We start from the raw sequence: 25,873 nt of genomic DNA, 5'->3' as shown, positions 1-25,873 counted from the left end.
GACTCCTCTCATAAAAAAGTAATCAAATAATGATAAGGCGAATAGAGTTGGGCTTTAGAGATAAAAATCTCGGAAGGGGAGGCTGATTCACGGGCTCCCCGGACATCAATTAAACAGCGATAAATAAGTGATTCCAATTCAGCGATGAAATCAGAGTATTGATACAAAGCATCATTCAATCGTCTTTTGCGGTGATCCTCCATCAAGACGATGCAGGGGTTGGTTTCTTTCAGTGCCATTGCACTGAAGACAGTTTTATGCTGTTTAAAATCTTGATTTAAACAGTGAACGATTTGATTTAAATCAGCTTCCACGTTCTTCACTTCCTAGTTGTAGATTATTCATACTGTTATTGTACATGTTATTGGTTGTGTTCCACTCTTCATCACGAGGTAAACGGATAAAAAAGTCAGATCCTTTTCCGATTTCTGAATGAACGGTGATTCTCCCACCATGCGCTTCGATGATTTCCTTACAAATCGGTAAACCGAGACCTGTTCCTTGAACTTGGAGGTGGTCTGCTTGTTCGACACGGTAATACGGATCAAAGAGGTAGGGAAGATCTTGTTTTGGGATACCATATCCGTCGTCGCTAATGGTGATGACGACTTCAGCTTCACAGCACGCTAACGAGATTTGGATATTTGAATCAACGGGAGAGTATTTTATCGCATTATTCAAGATGTTTAATAAGACCCTCCGGATTTTTTCTTGGTCAGCCGTAATCAGGCAAGGACCGTCAGTTTGGATTTGTAAATGATGCGTCGATGTCGCAACGTTCAACCACTCCGTTAACTCGATGAGCATATGTTCGATGCAAAATGATTCTAACTGATAGGATTCTTTTTGATGACTAAGTCGCTGATAATCTAGGAATTCGGTTAACAGTTGACTGAGTCGCTGTGTCTCACTCCGCATGGTTTCTAAATATTTTCGCTGTTTTGAAGGAGATAACGACCGGTGTAACATTAATTCACTGAATCCTTCGATGGATGCAAGTGGCGTTCGAAGCTCATGTGATAAAACCGAAATGAAGTTTTGCTCCTTTTTAGCATGGTTGACTTCAACTGTGCGTTCACGAAAAACAAATAGAATACCTTGACGTTCGGGTAAAAATTCTGTGTAAAGTCGTAAATGACGATCGTCTGGCATTGAAAAATCCTGAGCTGGAATAACTGATGCGTGGTCAAAGCCTGCTTTGATTTGTTCGACATATGCATATAACGCCTCTGTTTCGAGAATCAACGGTTCGAAGGCTTCGATGACGAATGCTAAGTTTTCAGATTGGTTTTCAGAAGGTGACCAGTTCGGAAATAATTGATGAAACATGCGATTCGTAAAGATATTCGTATTCGTCACATCGACGAATAAGATAGCTTCTCGTAAACCATTTAAAATGCGCTGAATCAATTGATGGTGTTCTTTTATACGAATGTCATCAAGCAATCGCATCAACCCAATATTTAATAAATGAGTCGTTTTCTGAAGTGCGACAGTCTCAGTAAAACGATGATGAAATTGTAACGTCAATGAACCAATGAATTTTGACGGACTGTGTAAAGGGAGAGCACATAACGTCAACTGCTCCTTCTCGATTAGATGGATGGATGTATCTAGCTCGGTCTTCGCTTCTAACTCCAACCGTTCTTTGTCATAAATTGGTTCGTCTGATAGTGCGATATGGACAGGTTCAAAATTCTCCGACTGCGGTGAAAAATAGATATGAGCCGCCCGAAAATGACTACCAATTACTTGTAGCCAGGTGTGAAGACCTGAAGTAGATTGATGACGCAAAATTTGAGTGGCTAACTGATTTTGAAATTGAAGTTGTCGCTCGATTGTTTTTTGTTGGTATAAAGACTCTTGAAGTTGTAAATTAGCAACTTGTGTTTGCTGGTGTTCAAATGCGAGCAACGTCGTCATTTGTTGCATCGATCGCCCAAGTGTACCAATCTCATCGGAACGGTTCTGAAAATCATTCTGTTCCAATCGATCAGGCTGTTTCGTTTGATCGACGAGATCGAGTAAATCTGTTCGAAAAGACCGCACAAGTCTTAAAATCAAGTAACTGAGAAGACAAAAAGCGATGATCATCACACCAAAGGCGTAGCGTAATACTTCAGCGGTTCTTTGTTGTAGCGACTGCTGTGCGTTTTTCTCTTCATTATGAATCATTCGAAAGTAGTCGTTAACGACGAAGTCAGACTGCTGAACCAGCTTTTGATTATCCGTAGGTATTTGCAAAGTGACTTCCTGTTCCAAAAATCTTGAAAATTGAACGAGTTGATTCGCAAATCGTTCGTCTGATGGATCTGAATAACGTTGACTGAACGATTCAACGTTTTTTTGTAAACGTTTCAATCTTTTATTGATTTGCTTCAGATCATCTTGATCATTAAAATCAATTTGTTGGACTTGGAGATTGACTTGTTGTGCTTCATTCCAAAGCGTGCGAGCTTGCGTTTTTTGTAATGTGATCTTCTGTGATGAAGTTCGGTGTTGCTCTAGCTCTTTTTGAGCAAAGTAAAATGTTAAGACGCTGATGCTTGCAAAAATTAAGAAATTCGAAAACAATAAAATATAAAACCGATGGAACATACTTGATGAGAGCCAATTCATGACAAGACCTCTTTCTAAAAAATATATAAATAAACTTTAAACGTACATGTTTAAAAGAATCTTATCATAGACTTGAAATAACTAAATGGTTTGCTTCATCAAATTAAAATACCATTTTACTTTTTCCGAGAAATGCCTAGATTTTGACACTTCATATCCTTTAAGATAAACGATATACATATGTGCAAAACCACTATAAACGACACTTTAAGCCATACTATTGATTGTGAAAATGAGTGAGCTTCTGTACTATGTCTATATAAAGGAAAGAAAAAGAAGGTGAAATGGATGAAGATGACTCGCTCTACGGACTATGCCATTCGTGTGCTTATTTTCGCAGCGTCGCATCCGACTCGGCTCGTGCAAATTCAGGAAGTGGCAACCCATTATGATATTTCTAAAAATCATTTGATGAAGATTGTCCATTCATTGAGCAAGTTTGGTCTCATCATTTCTGTACAAGGTCGTAATGGTGGGTTCAAATTAGCGAAATCCCCAGAAACGATTACGTTAGGAGAAATCGTTCATTTATTTGAAGAAGTATCCTATCTTGAAAATGTGACAGTTCCAAATAAAAATGGTAGTTTGCAAAACACACGACAAGCGTTCGATCAAGCATTCACGTCCTTTACGGACGCGCTGCAGGCATATACGTTACAAGATTTAATCGCGCCAACGATGAACGATTGATGGAAGAGTCAGAGAGGAATAGATGATCTCTGGCTCTTTATCCGTGTACATATTCCAGTCATGCAGATTTTTATCAGATGATCATATTAAATATGATTATAACTAGTATCTTTTATGTTACTATAAACAAGATTCGGAGGCTATTCGAATCTTAGTTTTGAAACATAAACATGTACACTTTGTACTTGTTTTTGTGGTATAACTTTACAGAAGGGAGGTTTTTTTCCCAATTCACCTGCTTGATTTCATACAGGACTCTTACTGTCCATTCACATAAAGGATTAAAGGCATTCGTCCGTTGATCCATGCAAAAGGGAGGGTTTCGGTATGTCCGAAATGACCATCGAAATGTTCGTTCACTTCGTTCAACATTTAGTGCATTCTCCACGATTCATCGTCCAGCGTCAGCATGAACATGAGAACGCCTACATGTTTGAAATTCGAGAGTTGAATCTATCGCGAGTCTCAAAAGCCGTATTGCTTCATAAGACAGTTGATCTTCTCCAGGAAAAGACGTCAGAAGATACACGCGAAACGTTGACGAATGAACTGGTCACTCTATCACAAAAGACATTAATGAAGTCAGATACGATTGCTACACTTAAAGTGGAGTCAACAATAGACGACTCATTGCATCTTACATTTTCAGAAGACAAAAAGATCTGGTTTTCTGGAAATCTTGATACAGAAGAAGCGATCAATCGATTCACAGAACATTTTCAAAGCGTCATAAATGACGATCGAACGTCTTATTAAATAAAGCAGGTCGAGCCACATCAGTGGTTCGACCTGCTTTTGTCTTATCTTCTGCAGAGCATTAAGACGTTGCCGTTGGAATAAAGTAAGCAAAATCATCGAAACATTTAATGTCATAAATGATAAATGCTTGTAGTGGTCGGACGAACTGATAAGATGCATCAATGTCCGTCGTATAATAATTAAACAAGGCATGTGGTGAAGGAGGATGTCGATCTATTGCGTCATTCGTGTGATCATCGAGCGTTAAACGAGCTGGACCTTCGAAGGGATTATTATAGACAGTTGACGTGACACATAACGAATCAAACGGCAGCTGAAGTAACTAGTGATACCAAGCGGCGAAACGTCTTACATCTAAAAGACAGTGTTCAAACAGTGCACAATGAGAGGAAACGAAATCGACATAATAATCTCATGCTTCATTTTTCATACATGTTCATTTCAGTGAGCACATCTTAATCCCTATAATTGGAATATGTTAAGATGTATCAGGAAAATCATTTACGAATTGGAAAGGAATGATGATATGGAAACCATCATCTGTACGACGTGTGGAGTCGAACAAATCAATCCGCATCGCGAAACGTGTTTGATTTGTTTAGAGGAGCGACAGTATGTCAATCCAACCGGTCAAACATGGACGACACTCGCTGCCATGCAAGCGTCAGGAACGTACCAAAATATCATTACGGATGACGGAGCAGGTGTCTATGCGATTCAGACGACACCAGCATTCGGCATCGGTCAAACGGCATATCTCGTCCAAGGAAAATCGTTCAACCTGTTATGGGACTGCATTACATATCTTGATTCCGCAACGAAAGAGCAGCTTGACGAATTAGGCGGGCTTCAGGCGATCGCTTTATCACATCCGCATTATTACGCGACACAAGTCGAATGGGCAGAGGCTTTTGACGTACCGATCTATATTCATGAAGACGATGCGTCGTTCGTGACGCGACCAAGTGAGCGCATCGTATTCTGGAGTGGTGAACGCTTGGAGTTAACGGAAGATTTGATGTTACATCGCGTCGGTGGTCACTTCAAAGGAGCAGTCATCTGTGAACGAAAAGATGCGTCAGCAGGACTTTTGTTGACAGGAGACATCATTCGAATCGTTGCCGATCGGGCATGGGTCAGTTTCATGTACAGTTATCCGAATATGATTCCGCTTCCTGCAAAGACGGTCGCGCGCATGGCAGAAACGATACGCCCGCTTCGCTTTGAAAAATTATATGACGCCTTTCATCGGAAGATCGAAACCGGTGCGTCTGAAGCAGTGGCGCGCTCTGCAGAGCGGTACATTGCTGCCTTGAACGGAGACTGGTTCACGACATGAAGTCGCGCTTGATCGTCATCCGCGGGAACTCCGGTAGTGGAAAAACGACGCTAGCTAAGGCATTACGATTGGTCTTACCGGATAGTATCCTGTTTTCGCAAGATGTCATCCGTAGAGAAATGTTGAACGTAAAAGATGGACCAGGAAATCCGACGATTCGCTGGATCGAGGAGTTGGTTGGACTTGCTGATGGACGTCATGCGACGATTCTGCTAGAAGGAATTCTCGCACAGGATTGGTACGGTGAGATGATTGACCGGTTGGAACGACGCTTTACTTCACGGTATGCGGCGTATTATTTTGACGTTTCATTCGAAGAAACCGTCCGTCGCCACGCAATGCGCCAGCCGACGGAGTTTTCTGAGACGGATATGAAACGCTGGTGGATTGATCAGGATCACCGCCCGACGGATCGTCTGATTGCTGAGGATAGATCCATAGAAGCCATGATTCAGATAATAAAGCGTGAGCAGATAGGAGAGAGTCAATGACACATTATATTTTTGACATGGATGGAACGTTGTTTCAAACGAATGCCGTGCTTGCGCATGCGCTAGAAGATGTCTTTCATGAGTTGCGTCAGACGGGGCGCTGGGAAGGAGAGACTCCACTCGCGCTCTATCAGCAGATCATGGGCGTCTCGTTACCGGAAGTCTGGCAGACGTTACTACCGGACTTTTCAGCCGCAGACCAACAGGCTGCGGATCAAAAGTTTCGACATGGCTTAGAGCAGGCAGTCAAGTCCGGACATGGTTGTTTATATCCAGGAACGGTCGAGTTGCTCGCTCGTTTGAAACAAGCGGGTCACTCGGTCTATATCGCTAGTAACGGATGGCCGTCCTACCTATCAGCGATCGTAACGACGTATGGTCTTGAAGCGTATATCGATCATGTCTATAGCATTGAAGACATTCGTTCCGGTGATAAATCAGCACTCGTACGAGAGATTTGTAAGACGCACGATATCTCGTCCGGATACGTCGTCGGTGACCGTTTGTCCGATTTCAAAGCAGCGCAAGCGAACGGACTAGTAGCAATCGGTTGCCAGTTCGATTTTGCGCAAGAGCAGGAACTCGTAGTTGCGGACCGAATCGTAACAGAGCTGAGTGCTGTCTACTAAAAAGAGCCGTCTTCTGCGGAAGACGGCTCTTACTTGTAGCAATTATTCTGCCCACCAGAGGGCATCGTCTGGTTTTTTTGCGATCGACGCGACTTCTTTTTCACTCGATACAGTCGGATGCGATCCTTTAAGTGCTTTACCGGCTGTATTTTTAAAGAGGAAGAAGAACGTGACGAACCCGATGACGCTGACTGCTGTTAGATAGAAAGCAGGAGCGAGCGGATTTTGCGTCTCATGGACGAGCCAAGTCGAAACGAGTGGCGTCGTTCCACCGAAGATCGAGACCGAGACATTGAACGTCACGGATAGTGTCCGGTAGCGGACATCCGTATAGAAGATACTTGGTAGCAGACTTGGCATCGTTCCTTCAAAGATCGCCAAGAAGAATCCGAGGATGAAGATTCCGATTCCGACGAACAAGAGTGGTTTAAGACCAATCAAGAAGAACGACAGGATCGAAAGCAACGATAGTCCTGCTAACGCGAAGAGGACGATATTGCGATTGCCTTTTTTATCACTTAGTTTTCCGAAGAAATAAGCGAGTGGAATCATGATCACCATGACACCGGTGATGAGAATCGTACTTGTCGAACTTGACATACCAATGACTTCATCAAGGTATGATGGCATGTAGGACAAGAGCATATAGTTCGTAATGTTGAAGAACGCGACAGCAATGAAACAAAGGATGATATCACGCTTATGATCGCGTAAGATTTCGCGGAATGTCGCGGGTTCTTCTGTATTTTCATTAATCTCATTTTCGAAGATTGGCGACTCATCCAAATGACGACGTAAATAGAGACCGAATAAACCGAGTGGTGCTCCAAGGATGAATGGAATCCGCCATCCCCAAGATGCCATTTGATCATCTGATAAAGTGACAAAAAGTGTTGTAGCAAGTAATGAGGCAAGAATGTACCCACCGAGTGTTCCGATTTCAAGACCACTTCCAAGAGCACTCCGTTTGTTATCAGGTGACGACTCGGCAATGTAGACCATTGCTCCGGCATATTCTCCGCCAGTCGAGAACCCTTGTAAGATGCGGGCTAATAGTAAAAGGATGGGTGCCCAAATTCCAATTTGATCGTAGGTCGGTAATAATCCGATGATAAGCGTTGAACCGGCCATCATAACAATTGTCGTCGTTAAGACGACCTTCCGTCCAAGTCGATCTCCGATGCGTCCAAAGACGATTCCGCCGATTGGTCGCATTAAAAAAGCGATCGCAAAGGTCGCAAAAGTAAAGACAAGCTTCAGTTCATCATTTTCAACAGCGCTAAAGAAGTTTTGACTGATGATGATTGCGAGATAGGAATAAAGACCAAAATCGAACCATTCCATCGCATTCCCAATTCCGGTCGCGTAGACACTCTTTTTGGTTTGCTGCATGTCAACGACATTGACTTTTTCTTTTCTGAATTTCATAAGTTCTGTTCACTCCCTTTGATAAGTTTGTATCGTACCATAGCGAGAAATGAAGTCAAGTTACCAATGGGCTTAACCAATTGAAAATGACTGAAAACGGCTCTATGCCGGGGGTTGTCAAACCGTTGATGCTCTAAGGACGAACAGGGGTGTGCATTTTTTATGAAAAAAATTGAAATTTTTTTAGATGTTTTCTTAAAATCGAAACTATTTTCATGTGTTTTCATAATTTAAAAAATCAGTAATCCGCCTATAGAAGGAGGGCAGGAGGACCATATTTTGGTAAGTTAAAAATGCAGATGGAAAAGTGAAGGAGGAGTACATATGAAAAAGAAATGGATCGCAATCCTGGTTATCGGTCTCATTGTAATAATCGGTGGTTGGTATGTCAGTTTTCAAGAATCACAAGTATCTGGTTTTCCGGTGCCGCGATTTGCTACGGCAATTGAAAAACAAGGTGAGTGGAAGATCAAAACTCGACTTGTCTCGGAAACCGATGGACCGGGTTTACTGTATGGAACTCGGATTCGACAAGCCGGTTGGGAAGAACTCGATCGTGAAGGCGCAACAGCGTGGTATGAAAAAGACGGGAAAGTGGTTGCCTTGACGACGTTTGATGGGGAACTGTACCTCGAAAATTCTAGTAAAGAAGAGATTCGATTATAAAATCACAAAATGAGGCCATGATTGGATCATTGCTGTAAGAACTTCAAAAGGATTGCATGGCACTGGCTCATGCAATCCTTTTTGTTTTAATCGTCTTTAGAAGAGGAGAGTTGTTTATGGGTCTTAGAATCATAAATTTTATAGGAAATCGGGAACTGATGATTCTTCGTTGAAATGACGCGACAATAATAGGGCACGTCTTCTCCGTACGCTCCTAATTCCGGATTTTCTAGGAAGGTGAAATCCTCATAATCCTCTGTTGAGTCGAAAATAATAGAAATGGAGTGAGTCTTACCCGAGTTTTCCTCTACATAACAGTCACCTTTGATGACAGCATGGTTCTTGAAAACGATCTGCGTAAGGCTAGGAACCGTCCAGTAGAGTAGTCCAACTCCAAATAACGTGATCAAGATGAATTGAAGTTTGGTTTTAAATGATTCTGTTGAGTCTTTCCATGTACTAATCGTAAAAAAAACGCCGCCAAAAAGTGTAATGATTCCGAGGATGAGCATTCCATAGTATTGAATAAGTTCACCATTCATTCAAGTTTGCTCCGTTCCTCATAAATATAGTCCGTTCGCCTGGACGACGAAGTGTGAATGTTCGTAGTGGTAGGTTATGACGGAATAGTCGAACGGACGACCATTCGTTAAGTGAAAGACTGTCTCGATCGTCAATCCAGGATCGCCCTCGGCGAGATCCAGATGACGAGCCGTCTCTGCGCTTAATTTCCCGACGTGCATGTACATATCCGAGAATCCAATGTTCAATTGGAGTGCTGTCTCTAAGTATTCGAAGATCGATTGTTCGACGATTTCGCGATTTAAGTACGGAACGATCGATTGACGATAATAAGACTCTTCGAGACAGAGGATTTTGCCGTCAATGAAACGGATTCGCTTAACGTAATAGACTGTCTCACCCGATTCGATCCCAAGATTCTTCGCGATATTATCCGTTGCATCGATTGGTTCGAGTACGAGAACAGTTGACTCAATCGTATGACCGACGAGATTCTGCTTGAATCCTTGAGTCGAGAACAGTCGAATATAGCCGGTCCGATTCGTCTTACGGACAAAAATCCCGCTTCCACGGACTTGAAAGATGATGCCTTTTCGTTCAAGCAATTCGAGTGATTTTGTCATCGTCGTTTTACTGACAGCGAACTGCCGGATTAGTTCTTCGAGGATGGGTAGTTTGTCGCCTTGCTTTAACTCATGTTTTTCTATGTATTGCTCGATTTCATCGGCAGTTTGCTGGTATTTCAGCATAGGACACCTTCTTTTCTCACGAACTGATTTCTAATGTGAGTTTAGCATATTATTGATGTCTCCAAAATAGAATAGTTAATTAAATTATTTATGTATTGATTAATTGTGCATGTACAATTAAAATGAAAGGGTATTCAACGCGTCATATTCAGGGGAGGTACACAATATGGGCAAGGTTCGCGATTATCAAAAACTGGCGCACTCGATTTTAGAAGCGGTCGGAGGAGAAGAGAATATCATCAGTGCTGTTCGATGCGCTACACGACTTCGTCTTGTCTTAAAACGTTCAGATCCAGTAGCCAAAGAAACGGTCAGTGCATTACCTGGCGTCATTACGGTCGTTGAGTCTGGTGGGCAATTTCAAATCGTCATTGGTCAACACGTTGGAGAAGTCCATCAAGAATTTGTGAAACTCGTCGATCTAGAGCAACCGGACACGGAAGAGGCACCGAAAGGGACGGTCCTTAACCGAATCATAGCGACGATGTCAGCCGTATTTGCACCGTTCGTTTATATCTTAGCTGCAGCAGGGATTCTGCAGGGAACATTGATTTTAGCCACACTTGCTTTTCCGGCATTCGCGAAGACGGGCACTTATGAAGTCTTCAGCTTTATCTCGTGGGCGCCTTTTACGTTCTTGCCAATTTTCATTGCCATCACGGCAGCGAACCATTTTAAAGTCAATGCATTCATTGCCGTTGCGTGTAGTGCGGCACTGGTCAGTCCAACGTGGGCAGACATCGCGGCGCGCATTACTGCAGGTGAATCCATCACGTTTCTAGGAATTGCTTTATCCGGAACAACTTATACATCATCGGTCTTACCTCCATTATTCCTCGTCTGGATTTTGTCCTACGTCGAACGATTCCTGAACAAGACGATCCACGAAGTCGTTCGTCCATTGTTCGTGCCATTCTTTAGTATGGTGTTGATGGTTCCATTCACGATTCTCTTGATCGGACCGATTACGACACTTGGTGCAGAAGGGATTGCAAATGGGTATAACTACTTAGCAGAGAATGCTCCTGCGGTCGCTGGTCTGATCATTGGTGGCTTCTGGCAAGTCATCGTCATCTTCGGTGTCCACTGGGGTGTCACGCCGATGGTGCTTGCGAACTTCGAACAATATGGTCGTGATTCATTCCAGGCGTACCAAACGATTGCCGTCATCGCTCAAATCGGTGCTGTCATCGGCGTCATCTTGAAAGCACGCAACAAAGAAACAAAAAAAGTCGGTGTCTCAGCAGGACTAACAGGTATCTTCGGCATTACAGAACCAGCCATCTATGGTGTGACGCTTCGTTTTAAGAAACCGTTCATCTACGGTTGTATCTCTGGTGCGATCGGCGCCGTCACGGCGAGTTTCTTTAAACCGTATTACTTTGCTTACGCCGGATTACCGGGACCATTGACGCTCGTCAATGGAATCGATTCCGACTACCCGTCGTCCATCATCGGTTTATTGATTGGAACAGCGATTGCCTTGATCCTGCCGATTGTCTTGATTCAAGTATTCGGTTTCGGTGAACAAGCATCACCTGTCGTCGCAACGGAAACGACAGCGACCCCTGTTGCTGAACAAGAAGTCAGTGCGACACTAACGAACGAAGAGACGCTGCGTGCACCGCTTGAAGGAACAATCGTTGCCTTATCGGATGTACCGGATCCCGTCTTTGCATCCGGTGCAATGGGACAAGGGATAGCGATTCGTCCGACGAACAACCGGGTCACGGCCCCGTTTGACGGGACCGTCGTCATGGTCGCCCCGTCAGGTCACGCGATTGGATTACGGTCGACGAGTGGTGTTGAAGTCTTGATTCATGTCGGTCTTGAGACGGTGACACTTGACGGCAAACCGTTTACACTTCACGTCAAAGAAGGTGAGGCGGTGACGACAGGTGATCTCCTCATGACGTTTGATGCGACAGCGATTGAGACACATGGACTCGAGACGATCACACCAATCATCATTACGAACACACAGAGTTATGCGCAAATTCTACCGACGGACGAGACGGTCACGACGGCAAATACACAGATTTTGACGATCATCAAGTAAGAGAAAAAGAAGGAGGACATGAAGATGAAGACATTACCAAACGATTTTCTATGGGGCGGTGCGCTAGCAGCGCATCAATTCGAGGGTGGCTGGAACGCTGGTGGCAAAGGACCGAGCGTCGTTGATGTATTGACGGCAGGAGCACACGGCGTCGCACGACGTATCACGGATCAAGTAGAGGAGAATGAATTCTATCCGAACCACGAGGCGATTGATTTTTATCACCGTTATAAAGAAGATATCGCATTGTTCGCTGAAATGGGACTGAAGTGTCTTCGGACATCGATCGGTTGGAGTCGGATTTTCCCGAATGGAGACGAAGCTGAACCGAACGAAGAAGGACTGAAGTTTTATGATGATGTCTTCGATGAATTACTGAAATACGGCATTGAGCCAATTATTACATTGTCGCATTTTGAGATGCCACTTCACCTTGCGCGTGAATATGGCGGTTTCCGTAATCGGAAAGTAGCATTGTTCTTCGAGAAATTCGCAGAAGTCTGTTTCACGCGCTATAAAGACAAGGTCAAGTACTGGATGACGTTCAATGAGATCAATAACAAAATGGATGTCAGCAATCCACTGTTCCTCTGGACGAATTCCGGTGTCCTCCTCGATCCGGAAGAGAACGCGATGGAAGTCATGTATCAAACGGGACACCACGAGTTACTCGCAAGTGCGCTTGCTGTCGCAAAAGGGAAAGCAATCAACCCAGACTTCGAGATCGGGGCAATGGTTTCGCACGTGCCAATCTATCCGTACTCATCGCACCCGGAAGATATTCTACTTGCTGAGACATCGATGCGTCAGCGCTATTTCTTCCCGGACGTCCAAGTCCGCGGCTACTATCCGTCTTATGCGTTGAATGAGTTCAAACGGGAAGGGTATGATATTCCGATCCTAGACGGTGACTCAGAAATCTTGCGAAACGGTACGGTCGACTATCTTGGATTCAGTTACTATATGTCGACGACCGTCAAACATGATGCTGTCGTCAATAACACGGGCAACATCGTCAACGGTGGTCTCGCGAATGGTGTCGAGAACCCATATATCCAATCGAGCGACTGGGGCTGGGCGATTGATCCGGTTGGTCTGCGCTATGCGATGAATCGTCTCTATGACCGCTACCAGATTCCGTTGTTCATCGTCGAGAACGGCTTTGGTGCGATTGATACAATCGAGGATGGTCAGATTCATGACACGGCGCGAATCGATTACTTGCGTGCGCATATCGAAGCGTTCAAAGCAGCCGTGCTCGAAGATGGCGTCGAATTGATCGGCTACACGCCGTGGGGCGTCATCGACATTGTCTCTTTTACGACAGGAGAGATGAAAAAGCGCTACGGCATGATCTATGTCGACCGGGATAACGAGGGCAAAGGATCAATGGAACGGATGAAAAAGGATTCGTTCGATTGGTACCGTCACGTCATCGAGACGAACGGTGCTGCGTTACACAGTTCAGAGACGGCCAAATGATGATGTAAGGGGTAACGGAAAAAATCCGTTGCCTCTTTTTTTTTAAGAATTAGAATGAAAAAGTAGTGGGGTATGGCACACTAAGGAAAAAACGGGGGACCGGTAAATGATCAAAAAACGCTATGCCGATCGACATGACTGGCGTCGCATCACACAACGACACTATGTTCATGAACAAGTAGAAAACGAAGTGTTTAACGGACATGTGACACTTCTTCAACTGATTGAAGTCGCTTCACCGTTAGATGTCCGTTATGGTGACGAAACGATTCGAATCGCTGACGCTGGTTACGTCTGGGTACAACAATTCCCAAGCGATGCTCATCATGCCGTGACCTCGATGTTTGACGCCACAGGTCAGTTGGTACAAACCTATATCGATATTTGTCTTCGTACCGGAGTGGAGGACGGACGAGTCTACTGGGAGGATCTGTTTCTCGATCTGATCGTTTTGCCATCAGGAGAAGTCTTATTAGTCGATGCGGACGAACTGGAAGCAGCGCAGGAGCAAGGGATTATCTCAGAAGCGGAATACACGCTCGCTTGGGTGGAAGCTAAACAATTGCAGAAACAACTACAAAATGGAACTTTTCTGCTCGTCACACACGCAGAAGTGATAAAAGAACGGCTAGAACAGCAATTTAAACAGGGAACACCGCGTTGACGGGGTTCCCTGTTTTTTAGGCGTGTCGTTCTGCTTCAACTTCGTTCGTCGTAAAGTACCGTTGCTTGCTCGGGAGGAGAACCAATCCGAGAAAACAGATTGTCACGATCACGAGGAGGCAGGCAAATAGAATCGTACTGAAGCGAATCGACCAGATGTCACCGAGCAGACCGATCGCGACGATTGCTAGAATCTGTAGCAGACTGACGCCGACACCGTAAAGACTCGTAAAGCGTCCCATCAAATGAAGCGGAATATTCGTCTGTTGGAACGTTAGGAAACCGGTCCCCGCAAATGCGTGGAACCAACCGAGTAACAAGAAACCGATACAGACGATTGAAAACGAATTTGCACTTGCGTACAGCATATAACCGATAGCGACAAACGTATAGCCAATCGTCAGCATCGTCCGAACGGAAAGGGTTTTAGCGTAGCGAGCGACGATCCAGCTTCCGGCAACAGAACCAATCCCCGTTAGGCTCATGAGTAAGCCGTAGTCTGTTTCTGATAAGCCGATGCTTCGCTGTAAAAAGACGACTTCTTGCGTATCGAGTGCAAGCGTCGCAATCATCATCAGCATCGCGAGGACATACAATCCAGTCACATAATACGCGTCTTTACTGAACTGATAGACAAGCCGCCAATCGGACAGGATGTCTTGTAGCCGCATCCCTCGATCGACCGAAGCGGAAAAACGCGGCAACCGCATCAACAGAACCGCTGATCCGAGGAATGAGACGGCATTGAGCCAAATCGCAACGTCAGCAGAAGCGACATATAAGAGTCCACCAGCGAGAGCTGGACCAATTAAAAAAGCACCAGACGTGATCAGACTACGATAGGCATTAAATGATGTCCGATCGTCTTTCGGTACAAGCGTCGTGATATAGGTTAAGGTCGCTGGTTCGACGATAGATTTAATGACGGCTAAGGCAAGCAAGTTGATGTAGAGCATGGATAGTGGTAGAAATGGCAAAATGCCAATCAAGATTGCACGGAGTAAATCGGTCTGAATCAATAAGCGACGTAAGTCGGATCGGTCGACCCAACTCCCCGCGAACGACTTGATGATGAGAGAGACGACCGGACTGATGATCCACAGCGCAGCAACAGCGGACGCTGAACCGGTCAAGCGATAGATGTATACGTTGATCGCAACAAGATAAATGAAGTCACCAAACTGTGAAATACCGAGCGCACTTAAGAGTATTCGTTCCCGAGAAGACATGACAGCATCCTTTCTTACATCATTTTCCAATAGTATACCAGAAAATTCTGATAACGTTTTCGTATAGCTCTATACTTTTTATAGAAGAGTGGGTATACTTGGAAAAAATCAAAGGAAGAAGGGTTCGATCATGTTAACGACCATCGATTTATATCATGCTTTGCCTGTACTTGAAACGGAACGACTCCGTTTGCGACCGGTTCGCACGGAAGATGCAGCAGATATCTATGCCTATACGAAAGATGAAGAGACAGCAAGATATGTCAGCTGGCATGCGCATAAAAGCCTCACGGATTCTGAACAATTCGTCGAACACATCCTTCGCCAATACGAACTAGGGAATCCGGCACCATGGGCAATCGAAGACAAAACGAGCGGACGGGTCATCGGAACGATTGATTTCATCAAAGTCTCGTTTGAGCAACAGCAAGCAGAACTCGGTTATGCGCTGTCGCGCGAGTACTGGGGGAAGGGTTTGATGCCGGAAGCAGCATCGCGTCTTGTGCAGTACGGCTTTGAAACGCTCGGACTCGAGCGCATTCAAGCCCGTTGTTTTGTTGCAAATGATGGATCTGCTCGTGTCATGGAAAAGATCGGTATGACGTTCGAAGGAATCTCGCGGAGTGCTTTATTCGTTAAAGAGCGTTTCTGGGACTTAAAAATTTATGCGATCACGCGTAGCGATTACGAAGGGGAGTAAGCGATGGGTTCACGACTAATGCATGCCTACATCGGACAACGATTGATTACGTCATTACCGAAACTTGACCCGGCTCGATTTCTTCTCGGTACGATCGCTCCTGATGCACGCTATGACGAGAAGGAGCAAGCCCACTATTATACGGGTGAATTAGCGAGCGGGACACGAACAATTGACTACGAAGCATTTTGGAGAGACTCGACGTCTTGGGATCCATCTTTTCGAAGTGGCTACTACGTCCATCTGATAGCGGACGATATTTGGTTACGCGGTTTTTATATGGGGTGGTTACGACAAGCGATCATAGCCGACGCCTCGATGGGTTCAAGGTATCATGATGACTTTAGGCGGTACAATACACGCATCGCTCCGTTCGTGAACTGGAATGAACAAGCGATCAACGGAGCGCTTCATGAAGTGAGTGAACAGTCGAGATGGGAAGCACTTCCACAATTTGTTGGCGAGGTAGAAGAGGACCGACGAACCGTTCTGCCACAAGAATATGATATCTTGTTGCCGCATCAATTGGACGGATACATCGAAACAGCGATTGAACGGTCCATCTATCACCTAGGTGAAAAAAGGCTAAAGATCAATCCAGCCAAAGAATCATCTCCGAATCATTGAAATGATCCATTTAACGGTTCCGAATAAGATGTAGCAACATCCGTTCAGCAGACCAATCCAAATGATACTTAATAAATTTCCTATACCTGTGAACCAGTCCGTAAATGGTGTGAGAAATAGAAAGAATACGATAACGGTCGAACTGACAGAAAGAACGAAGAAAAAAATTGCTAAACCAGCGAGAATGGAAGAAATAAGTCGTTTGTAGATAAGATAGATCGCTGCAACGTTCAAGAATATAATATAGACCACAAAGGCAATTGAAAATAATTGCGACATAAAATACCTCCAATTAACGATTTGATAAGGAACGCATCCACATAAAAATAGGATGCGTTTTTTCTTTATTCAATTGTAAGTTGTTTCAAGAGTACTTATATACATAAGCTTACACAAAAAGAAAATCGATTTTTAAATTTTAATTCAAAGCAAAACACTCGGAATAAGTTTAGAACTATGTTATATTGGAAATAAGAAAAGTAAGGAAGTAAGGAATACAAGAAAAACACAGAAAGAAGGAAGTTCGTGATGGAGCTATCAAAGTTAACGTCAAAAGGACAGATCACCATCCCCAAAAAAATTCGGCAAGCCTTGCAAGTGGAGGAAGGAGATCGCGTGGCATTCATTGAGGAGGACGGGTTTGTCATCATGGCGAAAGCGGATTTGAAACAGCTGCATGACCTTCAAGATATATTGAGCGATGAGACGTTCAAGACACTCATCCACAAAGCGAATCATCATTTGTAAAAAACAAATAAGGAGGAAATAACAGATGGATATGCGCGAAGTAGATTTACCAGGAATCGGACGGAAGTTCGAAGGCATCACGACACGAGGAGATAAGGTGGTCGTCATCGTCCATGACGACGGACGACGCGAAATGCATCATTATGATGACGATGATTTTGATGAGAGTATCTCGAGCGTGACGTTCAATGATGCAGAAGCTCGTCAGATGGCAGGGATTCTCGGAGGGTTGTCTTATAAGCCAAAGGATCTTGAAAAAATTGAACTCGCGTTTGATGATCTCGTCATCGAGTGGTTTAAAGTCGGTCAGGATTCAAAGGTCAACAATCGAACGATTGGGGAACTCGATGTCCGTAACCAATATGACATCTCGATCATTGCAGTGCTTAAACATGACCGTTCGAAATCGCTCAATCCTGGACCAGAAACGCGCCTTGAAGCGGGAGATACGATTGTCCTGTCAGGAGAACGTCAAAACGTCCGTCACATCACGAAAGCATTATTCTCAATCGAAGGAGGCGGATAATATATGGATCATCTCATATTTGAAGTCGGTACCGCGCTTATCTTAGTGGCAATCGCGGCAGTGCTCGCGAACAGACTCAATTTCTCGATTATCCCGTTTCTGATTATTCTCGGGATGATTGTTGGACCGCACGCTCCGACAATCGGGATACTAGACTTCAAGTTCATTGAAAGTGCTGAGTTCATCAGTTTCCTCGGACGAATTGGCGTCCTATTCCTCTTGTTCTATCTCGGACTCGAGTTCTCGATCGGTAAGTTGATCCGGTCTGGAAAATCGATTGTCACGAGCGGAACGATTTATTTATCGATTAACTTTACCGGTGGTCTCTTATACGGATTCATCGCCGGATTCCCACTCTATGAAGTGCTCGTCATCGCCGGGATCATCACGATCTCCTCGAGTGCGATCGTGGCGAAAGTCCTCGTTGATCTCCGCCGGACCGGTAACACGGAGACGGAATTGATCCTTGGGATCATTATGTTCGAGGATATCTTCCTAGCAGTTTACTTGTCTGTTTTATCAGGACTCTTGCTTGGTGATGGAACAACCTTAATGTCTTCTGTCACATCGATTTTGATTGCTCTTGGGTATATGTTGTTGTTCTTCATCATTGCTCGAAAAGCGACACCACTCTTGAACAAAATGCTAAAAATCGCTTCGGATGAAGTCTTCATCATCGTTGTCTTTGCTTCCCTGTTCTTCGTTGCTGGTTTTTCAGAAACGATTCATGTCGCAGAAGCAATTGGTGCCTTGTTACTCGGTCTCGTTTTCTCGGAAACCGATCAAGGAGAGCGGATCGAACATCTTGTCGTCCCGTTCCGTGACTTCTTCGGCGCCATCTTCTTCTTTAGTTTCGGATTGAGTATCGATCCGACGATGCTCTTAGATGCTGTCTGGCTCGCACTTGGTGCTGTCGTCATCACGATTGTCGGAAACTATGTCGCGGGAATGATTGCGGGGCGTAAAGCAGGCTTGTCACACAAAGCATCCTCGAACATCGGCTTGACGATTGTCTCGCGCGGGGAGTTCTCGATCATCGTCGCGAATCTCGGAATCGCCGGTGGATTGATGGATATCTTGTCACCATTCTCTGCCTTATATGTCTTGATTCTCGCCATTCTTGGACCGTTGATGACGAAGGAATCGAAACGCATTTACAACTTCATGAATAAAATCTTCAAATGGACGGAACCGAAAGAGAAAAAGACAAAGAAAAATGCGTAATACGATGTAAACGAACAGCCAGTTCGGATTTCTCGAACTGGCTGTTGTTTTGTTTAAGTCAAGACATCATATGTCGCCATCAGGAATTGTCCCGATTGACGACTGCCCTTCAAGTGAAGTTTCGTTTCAACGGTTCCTTCTGGGAATAACGGGATACCCGTTCCGAGAATGACAGGGGCCATCGCGAGTTCGATTGAACTGACGCACTGTAACCGTAGCGCTTCTTGAATCAATTCGCCGCCACCAACAAGCCAGACCTTGCCATCAATTGTCGGTGTGATCCGCTCAAGTAATTGATCGAGCGGTTCATCCGTATAGGTGACCGTCTCTGACGTTCGTTGCGTCCGGCTGTAAATATAACTTGGAATATCCGCGTATGGATACGTCTCGCTGAGTTGAAGGACTTCCTCATACGTTTTTCGACCCATGATGACGGCACCAATCTGTTCATAAAAAGTTTGATAGCCATTATCACCGTCTCCAGCAACAGCAAATAACCAGTCGAGGGAACCATCGTGTCTAGCAATTTTTCCATCAAGACTACAAGCGATATACAGTACGGTCGTAGATTGAGACATTAAAATTCCTCCTTAAGATTTGTGTGACTTCATCTTAGCGTATAATGACGACAAAAGATGTCGTCATTTGAGGAGGAACTTTATGAATACGAGACAATGGCGTTTGGTCCGTTTATTAAACCGGGGGGAACACTTTTCTGCACGTATGCTAGCGGAAGAATGTAAGGTATCGATCCGGACGATTCAACGAGACATGACCGTTCTTGAAGCAAATGGTTATCCGATTTACAGTGAACCGGGCATAGCCGGGGGCTACCGGATGCTGCCGCACCGGAATATGCCGCCACTCGTTTTGACAAATGAAGAGACGATTGTCTTGTTCATGCTACTCGAATGGGTCGGTCAGATTCCAGATTTTCCGTTCGGGACGATCCGCCAGGAAGTCGCTGAACGCTATGCGAACGAGTTACCGAAGATGACGGAGCAACAGATTGTAAAATGGAAAGACCGCTTTCGCTTTCAAGCGGTCGATACACCACCGTCACCGCAAAATCCTGCGTTACTCGACCTTTTAGAGAGCGGACGTATGGGGAATATTCTCTATGAGACGACAAAAGGACGACGCATGATCGTTGTAGATCCGATCGGCTTATCGTTCGAACACAATCGTTGGTATTTTTATGGACGGACTGACCGTGGATTTCGGCAGTTCCGTGTCGACCGAGTTCTAGGTGTATCGCTTCATGAGTTGCCAGCAACTGATTTGACCTTTTCTGATTTAGAAAAGAACATGACACATGTACCGATGACGACGGTGAAACTAGAATTAACTTCTTTAGGTGAACGAATGCTCGAAGGCATTTTACCTCTTCGTCGTGACCGAACATGGCAAATTCCGATTCGCGAGCTCACTTTTTTAGGACGACAATTGATGCGGCTCGGTCCGGAAGTTCGAGTCATAGAACCGCAGGATCTCCGCGAACAATTGATTCGTCAAGCAGAAAAAATGATCGCTGTGCAACAGTCCGATAAGCCGTTCGGACAGAATTGATCAAAAAACTATGTTACGATATAGCTAGAAAGAAACAATAGAGGAAGGGGTCTTCCATGGAAACACTATCACTGATTTTATTGATGCTTGCGCTCATCTTACTGACGCAAGTCGTCGGACATTACATCCGTTTCATCCCAACGGCTTTGATCCAAATCATTGCCGGAACCGTCGCCGCTCTCCTGATGAGTGGCTTGACGATTGAGGTCGAATCCGAATGGTTCCTCCTGTTATTTATTGCTCCGTTACTTTATAACGATAGCTCTCACTTTCCGCGCGAAGATTTGTGGCGGATGCGCACAGCGATCTTCGGTAATGCAATCATCCTCGTCTTATTGACGACGATCGTCGGAGGATACTTCATCAATTGGTTGATTCCGGTCATTCCAGTTGCTGCTGCGTTTGCCTTAGCCGCAATCTTATCGCCAACGGATCCAATTGCCGTCAACGGAATTGCAAAACGTGTCCAGATTCCAGAACAAATCTTGACACTCGTTCGCGGAGAATCGCTGATCAATGATGCATCGGGATTAGTCGCGTTCAGTTATGCTGTTGCCGCTGTTGTCACGGGTTATTTCTCGATTCAGAGTGCGACAACAGAGTTCTTTTACATGTTCTTCGTTGGAGCCTTGATCGGATTGTTGATTTCGCTCACGATGAACTTTCTCAAGGTACGCTTGCGTCGAGCGGGTATTGAAGATGTCGTCTTCTACGCTTTACTGCAAATCCTGACACCATTTATCATCTTCTTCGTTGCTGAAGAAGGATTTCATGCATCAGGCGTCATCGCCGTCGTCACAGGTGGTATCTTGCATGCCTTGATCAAAGAACGAACAGAAACGTTCTTTGCGCAAGAGCAGACGTTGACGGATAACATCTGGACGATGATTGCGTATACGTTAAACGGGATTATCTTCTTATTGCTCGGTTTGACGTTGCCAGAAGCGACACGCGAGATTTTTGCGGATGACGCGATCAACAACTGGCGTCTCATGCTATATGTCATCGAAATCGGTTCATTCATTCTCGCGATCCGTCTCGTCTGGACGATGTTCTTCAATTGGTTCGATCATCGGTTCTTTAAAAAAGAGGACCGCGATCATCGTCGACCGTCCTTCAAACAAGATTTAATTACGACACTGGTCGGGGTTCGCGGAACGATCACGATGGTCGGGGTCTTGTCATTACCGTTCTTGACGGAGTCCGGCGAAGCCTTCCCGGAACGCTCATTGATTATCTTCCTTGCAGCGGGTGTCATCATCTATACGCTCGTTCTCGCGACGATTCTCTTACCGGTATTGAACCGTGGTGAGGCGGCAACGCCGATCGCACTCGACCTGAATGCCCAAAAACAACGGATGATTCGCCGGGCGATCTCAGAGATCAAACAAGTGACGGACGAAGACAATGCGGTCGTTGCGTTTGATTTACTCAATGAGTATCATGTGATGCTCCGGTTGTTGCGCGCGCAGGAAAAAAGTCAAGAAGAGCTCGATCAATTCAATGATCAGTTGAAGGCACTTCGTCTTGAAGCCGTCCAGTGGGAAAAGGAAGAATCAAAACGTTTCGTCGCTGAGAACAAGGTGCCGGATCTGCTGAAAAAGGATGTTTTCCGCTCGATTGAAAATCGTCGCAAGGCAATCGGTAAGGATTCGCGTTTCCAGATCGTCCAGCCGATTCGTAAATTGTGGTGGAAACGGAAACGATCGAACATGTCGTCGGATGCGTTAATTCAAATGACGCAAGTCGAGCATGATCTGTATGAAAAGGTCATGGGCACAGTCATCGAACGTCTCGAGAATTGCCGCACGTCTTATCCACCAGACGTCGTTCAAAGTGTGCTTGAGTTCTATAAACGACTTCGTTTCAAACATACGCGTTGGTCATCACCAATCGGTGGCAAGGACGTCGATCAGCAGAAGGAAGAGCTCTGCTTGAAAGCCATCGAAGTCCAGCGTCTTGAAATCGCCAATATGTCAAAAGAAGGGGATCTCTCGAACGAAGAGGAGAAGGAGTTACGCCGCTTCATTCACTATATCGAGAGTGTCGTTCTTTACGAATACGTTGAATAATATATAAAAAAAGACAAGAAGAGCAAACTTTTAATGCTCTTCTTGTCTTTTTTTATATCACGACTTGAGTGCCAACTTCTGAAAAAATAAAACGAGTAACTGTATGCGCATAAGGATGGATTTGTTCTATAAAAAATTCTGCCTCTTGAAACGTTTGGAAATGTAATTTTAGCATGAAGCAAGAATCACCAGATATTCGATAACAAAAGTCAACGTTAGTAAGTTGCTGAATATGATTTTTAAATGAATCGTACCGTCCTTCTTTAATGGTTGCTTCTACTAAACATTCAATAGGAGAACCTAGCTTTTCGTAATCGATTTTTAAACTGTATTCTTTAATGAGTCCAAAAGATTCCATTTGTCGGACACGCTCTGTTACGGAAGGAGCTGATAAATTAATTCGTTTAGCTAATGAACGCATCGACAGTCGACTATCTTGAGCCAGTTCATTTAATATTTGTCGATCAATCATATCGATTTTCAAATGTAAATCCTCCTTCAAAATAAGTTGTTGGATATAAAGTATTAGTTCGATATTTGTTTCAAATGAAATGTGATAATTTTTAATCATTATATAAAATTATTGTAGAAGGAGTGAATAAAATGACAAAAATACCTTTATCCCAAATAGGAGAAACACCATTTCAAAAATTACTAGGTCATAATCCTAAAATCTTATCCAGTTGGACAAGGCTAGAAAAAGATTTGATTGAAGAGGGAGCCTTAAGTTCGGATGTGAAAGAACAAGTTAGAAGAACATTAGCGCAATCAAATGGATGTGCATATTGCAAGGCAAAAGGAAAGCCAAAGAAAAAAATGATGGATGAAAAAATGATTTTAGCAACTGGATTTGCAGATCTTTTTTTTAAGGTGAAAGGAAATATTCCTGATTCAATATTTTTACTCATGAATGAAACATTTACTATTCCAGAAATCAGTGAATTATGTGCATTCATTACATTTTGTACAGCATCTCAATACTACGGAGCAATCATGAATTTACAGCCAATTGATAGTCCCTGATTTTACTTTTTTTACACACTTTTATATTTTTTCTTTAGTGCATTCTGAACAGTCCATCTTTGATGTTCATGAAATAGATGATCGATTGCATCAGCCGGATCGATCCATTGTAAGACATGATCATCCTCGATTGGACTTTGTACTTCCTCTCCAGCATCACAACGATAGAACTGCCCTTCGTTCAAATAATATGTCGTTTCATTTTGTGAATAGAAATATTGATTGGCTCGTCCGATGAAATCACCGATATTGACGTCCATTCCCGTTTCTTCAAGTACCTCTCTTTTTAAACATTCTTCTGGCGTCTCATTGGCCTCAATACCGCCACCCGGAAGAAACAACTTGCCGTCCTTTTTTTGAATGACGGCGATTTTACCTGTTTGAGGGTCGCGCATGACCACATAAACAGCAGGTCTCGTGATGTAGTGTTGGTTCTGTTGTCTCTGCCCGAATGTGATGACATCCATTGTTTAATCACTCCTTTTCGTATAATCATTTGAATTCAATCATACCTTACAAAATAGTATGTAAGCATCAGCCGTACAAAAACCCCTCATTTCGATTTAGAAATGAGGGGTTACCTATGAATAAAGATGGTTCGTTTCAAACGAAATGTCTAATGGATTAACCGAGCGACAAGTATTTGACTTCGAGATAATCTTCGATGCCGTAGACGCCACCTTCACGGCCAAGACCACTCTCTTTATAGCCACCAAATGGGGCTTGTGCAGCTGATGGCGCACCATCGTTCAGACCGACGATCCCGTATTCGAGTCGTTTTCCGAGCATCAATGCTTCATCGATGCGTTCAGAGAACGCGTAAGCCGCAAGTCCGTATGGTGTGTTGTTCGCCCGTTCGATGACTTCATCAAGTGTCTCAAAGACAGAGATCGGTGCGAGCGGACCAAACGTCTCTTCCTGCATGCAAAGCATATCTTCCGTGACATTCGCAAGCACGGTCGGTGTGACGAAGTAGCCGACCGATTCGTCAATCGTACCACCAGTCAAAATCGTTGCTCCTTTTGCGACAGCGTCATCGATGTGTGCTTTGACTTTTGCAACGGCTTTCGCATTGATCAATGGACCAACTGTCGAGTCAGCGTCCATGCCGTTCCCGACTTGTAGTTGTTTGACGGCTGCTGTGAATTTTTCCGTGAATGCATCAAGGACCGATGCTTGCACATAGAAACGGTTCGTCGCGACACACGCTTGACCACCGTTGCGGAATTTTGAACGCATTGCCCCTTCGACAGCTTTATCGAGATCCGCATTTTCCGTGACGATGAAGGGTGCGTGACCACCGAGTTCAAGTGATAGTTTTTTCATCGTATCGGCTGCTTGGCGCATGATCAATTTCCCAACGGCTGTTGAACCTGTGAACGTGATTTTGCGAACACGGGAATCGGCTTGCCAGACACCACTGATTGTTGCCGCGTCACCTGTTAGGACATTGATGACACCTTTAGGGATACCTGCTTCTTCTGCTAGTTCAACGAGGCGAAGTGCCGTAAACGGTGTCTCTTCCGATGGTTTAAGGACGATCGTACAACCTGCTGCAAGAGCCGGTGCGAGTTTACGTGTGATCATCGCTGCCGGGAAGTTCCACGGTGTGATTGCTGCAACGACACCAACCGGTTCTTTTTCGACGAACAGTCGCTTTCCTGGAACGGAAGCCGGAATCGTTTCACCGTAAATCCGACGTGCTTCTTCAGCGTACCAACGAACATATTGATTGCCGTAATCGACTTCACCGAGCGCTTCGACATACGGTTTCCCTTGTTCCGTCGTCATGATTCGGGCGAGTTCCTCGCGGTGTTCATTGATCAAGCGATACCAGGCATCGACTAAATTCGCACGTGTGTCTGCGGTTTCGTTTGACCACTTGACGAATGCTTCGCTCGCTGCGTCAACGGAACGTTGTGCGTCTTCCGCTGAACTGGCCGGAACATGTCCGAGCAATGCTTTCGTTGCTGGGTCATAGACCGGAATCGTTTCTGACTTATCGTACCATTCCCCATTAATTAAGTTCTTTTCAATCATCTTGTTGCACCTCCGTGAAT

General features: G+C 44.6%; 28 protein-coding genes. 17 read left to right on the top strand and 11 right to left on the bottom strand.

Going from position 1 to position 25,873, the window contains the following annotated elements:
- Positions 1–8 precede the first annotated feature (8 nt).
- Positions 9–314: a hypothetical protein gene (locus B3S86_RS07070; RefSeq protein ID WP_035407545.1), complete on the bottom strand. Its 306-nt coding sequence runs from the start codon at positions 312–314 to the stop codon at positions 9–11.
- A complete protein-coding gene (locus tag B3S86_RS07065; protein WP_290750895.1) occupies positions 304–2,619 on the bottom strand; it encodes a sensor histidine kinase in 2,316 nt (771 codons plus the stop codon). Before B3S86_RS07065 ends, B3S86_RS07070 begins: the two co-directional genes overlap by 11 nt.
- Before the next feature lie 288 nt (positions 2,620–2,907).
- Between B3S86_RS07065 and B3S86_RS07060 the strand changes: the two genes are divergently transcribed.
- The 5 genes from B3S86_RS07060 (at position 2,908) to B3S86_RS07040 (ending at position 6,527) form a co-directional block, all read left to right on the top strand.
- Positions 2,908–3,309: an RrF2 family transcriptional regulator gene (locus tag B3S86_RS07060; RefSeq protein ID WP_056061810.1), complete on the top strand. Its 402-nt coding sequence runs from the start codon at positions 2,908–2,910 to the stop codon at positions 3,307–3,309.
- Between the two features lie 327 nt (positions 3,310–3,636).
- The gene (locus B3S86_RS07055) at positions 3,637–4,065 is read left to right on the top strand and encodes a hypothetical protein (protein WP_056061808.1); all 429 of its coding nucleotides are present in this window, start codon (positions 3,637–3,639) and stop codon (positions 4,063–4,065) included.
- A gap of 529 nt (positions 4,066–4,594) precedes the next feature.
- Positions 4,595–5,407, top strand: coding sequence for an MBL fold metallo-hydrolase (locus tag B3S86_RS07050; RefSeq protein WP_290750889.1), 813 nt, complete (start codon positions 4,595–4,597; stop codon positions 5,405–5,407).
- Entirely contained in the window at positions 5,404–5,898 is a 495-nt protein-coding gene (locus B3S86_RS07045; RefSeq protein WP_290750886.1) for an AAA family ATPase, read from the top strand. The genes B3S86_RS07050 and B3S86_RS07045 overlap by 4 nt, the downstream gene beginning before the upstream one ends.
- On the top strand, positions 5,895–6,527 hold the full coding sequence (locus B3S86_RS07040) for an HAD hydrolase-like protein (protein ID WP_290750883.1): 633 nt from the start codon (positions 5,895–5,897) through the stop codon (positions 6,525–6,527). The genes B3S86_RS07045 and B3S86_RS07040 overlap by 4 nt, the downstream gene beginning before the upstream one ends.
- Before the next feature lie 42 nt (positions 6,528–6,569).
- Here the strand turns inward: B3S86_RS07040 and B3S86_RS07035 are convergent, their stop codons facing one another.
- Positions 6,570–7,955, bottom strand: coding sequence for an MFS transporter (locus B3S86_RS07035; RefSeq protein ID WP_035407564.1), 1,386 nt, complete (start codon positions 7,953–7,955; stop codon positions 6,570–6,572).
- 324 nt (positions 7,956–8,279) lie between these two features.
- Here B3S86_RS07035 and B3S86_RS07030 point away from each other — a divergent pair, with 324 nt between their 5' ends.
- The gene (locus tag B3S86_RS07030) at positions 8,280–8,621 is read left to right on the top strand and encodes a hypothetical protein (RefSeq protein WP_056061795.1); all 342 of its coding nucleotides are present in this window, start codon (positions 8,280–8,282) and stop codon (positions 8,619–8,621) included.
- A gap of 86 nt (positions 8,622–8,707) precedes the next feature.
- Here B3S86_RS07030 and B3S86_RS07025 read toward each other — a convergent pair whose 3' ends face one another.
- Positions 8,708–9,163 carry a hypothetical protein gene (locus B3S86_RS07025; protein ID WP_290750878.1) on the bottom strand — a complete coding sequence of 152 codons (456 nt, stop codon included), beginning with the start codon at positions 9,161–9,163 and terminating at the stop codon, positions 8,708–8,710.
- Between the two features lie 18 nt (positions 9,164–9,181).
- Complete coding sequence (locus B3S86_RS07020) at positions 9,182–9,892, bottom strand: GntR family transcriptional regulator (RefSeq protein ID WP_035407572.1); 711 nt, start codon at positions 9,890–9,892, stop codon at positions 9,182–9,184.
- Between the two features lie 166 nt (positions 9,893–10,058).
- Here B3S86_RS07020 and B3S86_RS07015 point away from each other — a divergent pair, with 166 nt between their 5' ends.
- From B3S86_RS07015 to B3S86_RS07005, 3 genes are all read left to right on the top strand, one after another.
- Positions 10,059–11,951 carry a beta-glucoside-specific PTS transporter subunit IIABC gene (locus tag B3S86_RS07015; protein WP_290750874.1) on the top strand — a complete coding sequence of 631 codons (1,893 nt, stop codon included), beginning with the start codon at positions 10,059–10,061 and terminating at the stop codon, positions 11,949–11,951.
- A gap of 24 nt (positions 11,952–11,975) precedes the next feature.
- Positions 11,976–13,433 carry a 6-phospho-beta-glucosidase BglA gene (bglA, locus tag B3S86_RS07010; protein ID WP_290750871.1) on the top strand — a complete coding sequence of 486 codons (1,458 nt, stop codon included), beginning with the start codon at positions 11,976–11,978 and terminating at the stop codon, positions 13,431–13,433.
- 106 nt (positions 13,434–13,539) lie between these two features.
- Positions 13,540–14,097, top strand: coding sequence for a DUF402 domain-containing protein (locus B3S86_RS07005; RefSeq protein ID WP_052019004.1), 558 nt, complete (start codon positions 13,540–13,542; stop codon positions 14,095–14,097).
- Between the two features lie 16 nt (positions 14,098–14,113).
- On the opposite strand, the gene B3S86_RS07000 is transcribed toward B3S86_RS07005, so the two are convergent.
- Complete coding sequence (locus tag B3S86_RS07000; protein WP_290750864.1) at positions 14,114–15,325, bottom strand: MFS transporter; 1,212 nt, start codon at positions 15,323–15,325, stop codon at positions 14,114–14,116.
- 130 nt (positions 15,326–15,455) lie between these two features.
- Here B3S86_RS07000 and B3S86_RS06995 point away from each other — a divergent pair, with 130 nt between their 5' ends.
- Both B3S86_RS06995 and B3S86_RS06990 read left to right on the top strand, forming a co-directional pair.
- Positions 15,456–16,025 (top strand): GNAT family N-acetyltransferase, encoded by a 570-nt coding sequence (locus B3S86_RS06995; RefSeq protein WP_290750859.1) that lies wholly within the window; start codon positions 15,456–15,458, stop codon positions 16,023–16,025.
- A 3-nt stretch (positions 16,026–16,028) separates the two neighbouring features.
- Positions 16,029–16,652 carry a zinc dependent phospholipase C family protein gene (locus tag B3S86_RS06990; RefSeq protein WP_290750855.1) on the top strand — a complete coding sequence of 208 codons (624 nt, stop codon included), beginning with the start codon at positions 16,029–16,031 and terminating at the stop codon, positions 16,650–16,652.
- Here the strand turns inward: B3S86_RS06990 and B3S86_RS06985 are convergent.
- Complete coding sequence (locus tag B3S86_RS06985) at positions 16,635–16,931, bottom strand: hypothetical protein (protein ID WP_290750852.1); 297 nt, start codon at positions 16,929–16,931, stop codon at positions 16,635–16,637. The two genes, B3S86_RS06990 and B3S86_RS06985, sit on opposite strands and share 18 nt — an antisense overlap.
- A gap of 249 nt (positions 16,932–17,180) precedes the next feature.
- On the opposite strand from B3S86_RS06985, the gene B3S86_RS06980 reads away from it, so the two are divergent.
- Genes B3S86_RS06980 through B3S86_RS06970 form a run of 3 tightly spaced genes read left to right on the top strand, consistent with a single transcriptional unit; the run spans position 17,181 to position 19,149 of the window.
- A complete protein-coding gene (locus tag B3S86_RS06980) occupies positions 17,181–17,399 on the top strand; it encodes an AbrB/MazE/SpoVT family DNA-binding domain-containing protein (protein WP_023468485.1) in 219 nt (72 codons plus the stop codon).
- Positions 17,400–17,424: 25 nt separating this feature from the next.
- A complete protein-coding gene (locus tag B3S86_RS06975; RefSeq protein ID WP_023468484.1) occupies positions 17,425–17,925 on the top strand; it encodes a cation:proton antiporter regulatory subunit in 501 nt (166 codons plus the stop codon).
- A gap of 3 nt (positions 17,926–17,928) precedes the next feature.
- On the top strand, positions 17,929–19,149 hold the full coding sequence (locus B3S86_RS06970; RefSeq protein WP_290750847.1) for a cation:proton antiporter: 1,221 nt from the start codon (positions 17,929–17,931) through the stop codon (positions 19,147–19,149).
- Positions 19,150–19,202: 53 nt separating this feature from the next.
- Here the strand turns inward: B3S86_RS06970 and B3S86_RS06965 are convergent, their stop codons facing one another.
- A complete protein-coding gene (locus tag B3S86_RS06965; RefSeq protein ID WP_290750838.1) occupies positions 19,203–19,727 on the bottom strand; it encodes a dihydrofolate reductase family protein in 525 nt (174 codons plus the stop codon).
- Between the two features lie 82 nt (positions 19,728–19,809).
- Here B3S86_RS06965 and B3S86_RS06960 point away from each other — a divergent pair, with 82 nt between their 5' ends.
- Together B3S86_RS06960 and B3S86_RS06955 are read left to right on the top strand one after the other, a co-directional pair.
- Positions 19,810–20,718, top strand: coding sequence for a helix-turn-helix transcriptional regulator (locus tag B3S86_RS06960; RefSeq protein WP_290750835.1), 909 nt, complete (start codon positions 19,810–19,812; stop codon positions 20,716–20,718).
- Between the two features lie 56 nt (positions 20,719–20,774).
- Entirely contained in the window at positions 20,775–22,790 is a 2,016-nt protein-coding gene (locus tag B3S86_RS06955) for a Na+/H+ antiporter (RefSeq protein WP_035407603.1), read from the top strand.
- A 52-nt stretch (positions 22,791–22,842) separates the two neighbouring features.
- On the opposite strand, the gene B3S86_RS06950 is transcribed toward B3S86_RS06955, so the two are convergent.
- A complete protein-coding gene (locus B3S86_RS06950) occupies positions 22,843–23,274 on the bottom strand; it encodes an Lrp/AsnC family transcriptional regulator (RefSeq protein ID WP_035407606.1) in 432 nt (143 codons plus the stop codon).
- Positions 23,275–23,393: 119 nt separating this feature from the next.
- Here B3S86_RS06950 and B3S86_RS06945 point away from each other — a divergent pair, with 119 nt between their 5' ends.
- Complete coding sequence (locus B3S86_RS06945) at positions 23,394–23,813, top strand: carboxymuconolactone decarboxylase family protein (RefSeq protein WP_290750831.1); 420 nt, start codon at positions 23,394–23,396, stop codon at positions 23,811–23,813.
- Between the two features lie 11 nt (positions 23,814–23,824).
- On the opposite strand, the gene B3S86_RS06940 is transcribed toward B3S86_RS06945, so the two are convergent.
- On the bottom strand, positions 23,825–24,280 hold the full coding sequence (locus tag B3S86_RS06940; RefSeq protein WP_290750827.1) for an NUDIX hydrolase: 456 nt from the start codon (positions 24,278–24,280) through the stop codon (positions 23,825–23,827).
- A gap of 157 nt (positions 24,281–24,437) precedes the next feature.
- Complete coding sequence (locus tag B3S86_RS06935; protein WP_290750824.1) at positions 24,438–25,853, bottom strand: NAD-dependent succinate-semialdehyde dehydrogenase; 1,416 nt, start codon at positions 25,851–25,853, stop codon at positions 24,438–24,440.
- Positions 25,854–25,873: the final 20 nt, after the last annotated feature.

This window comes from Exiguobacterium sp. UBA3968 (assembly GCF_002385115.1).
In the GTDB taxonomy this organism is placed as follows: Bacteria; Bacillota; Bacilli; order Exiguobacteriales; family Exiguobacteriaceae; genus Exiguobacterium_A.
This window is presented reverse-complemented; position numbering and strand designations above follow the sequence as displayed.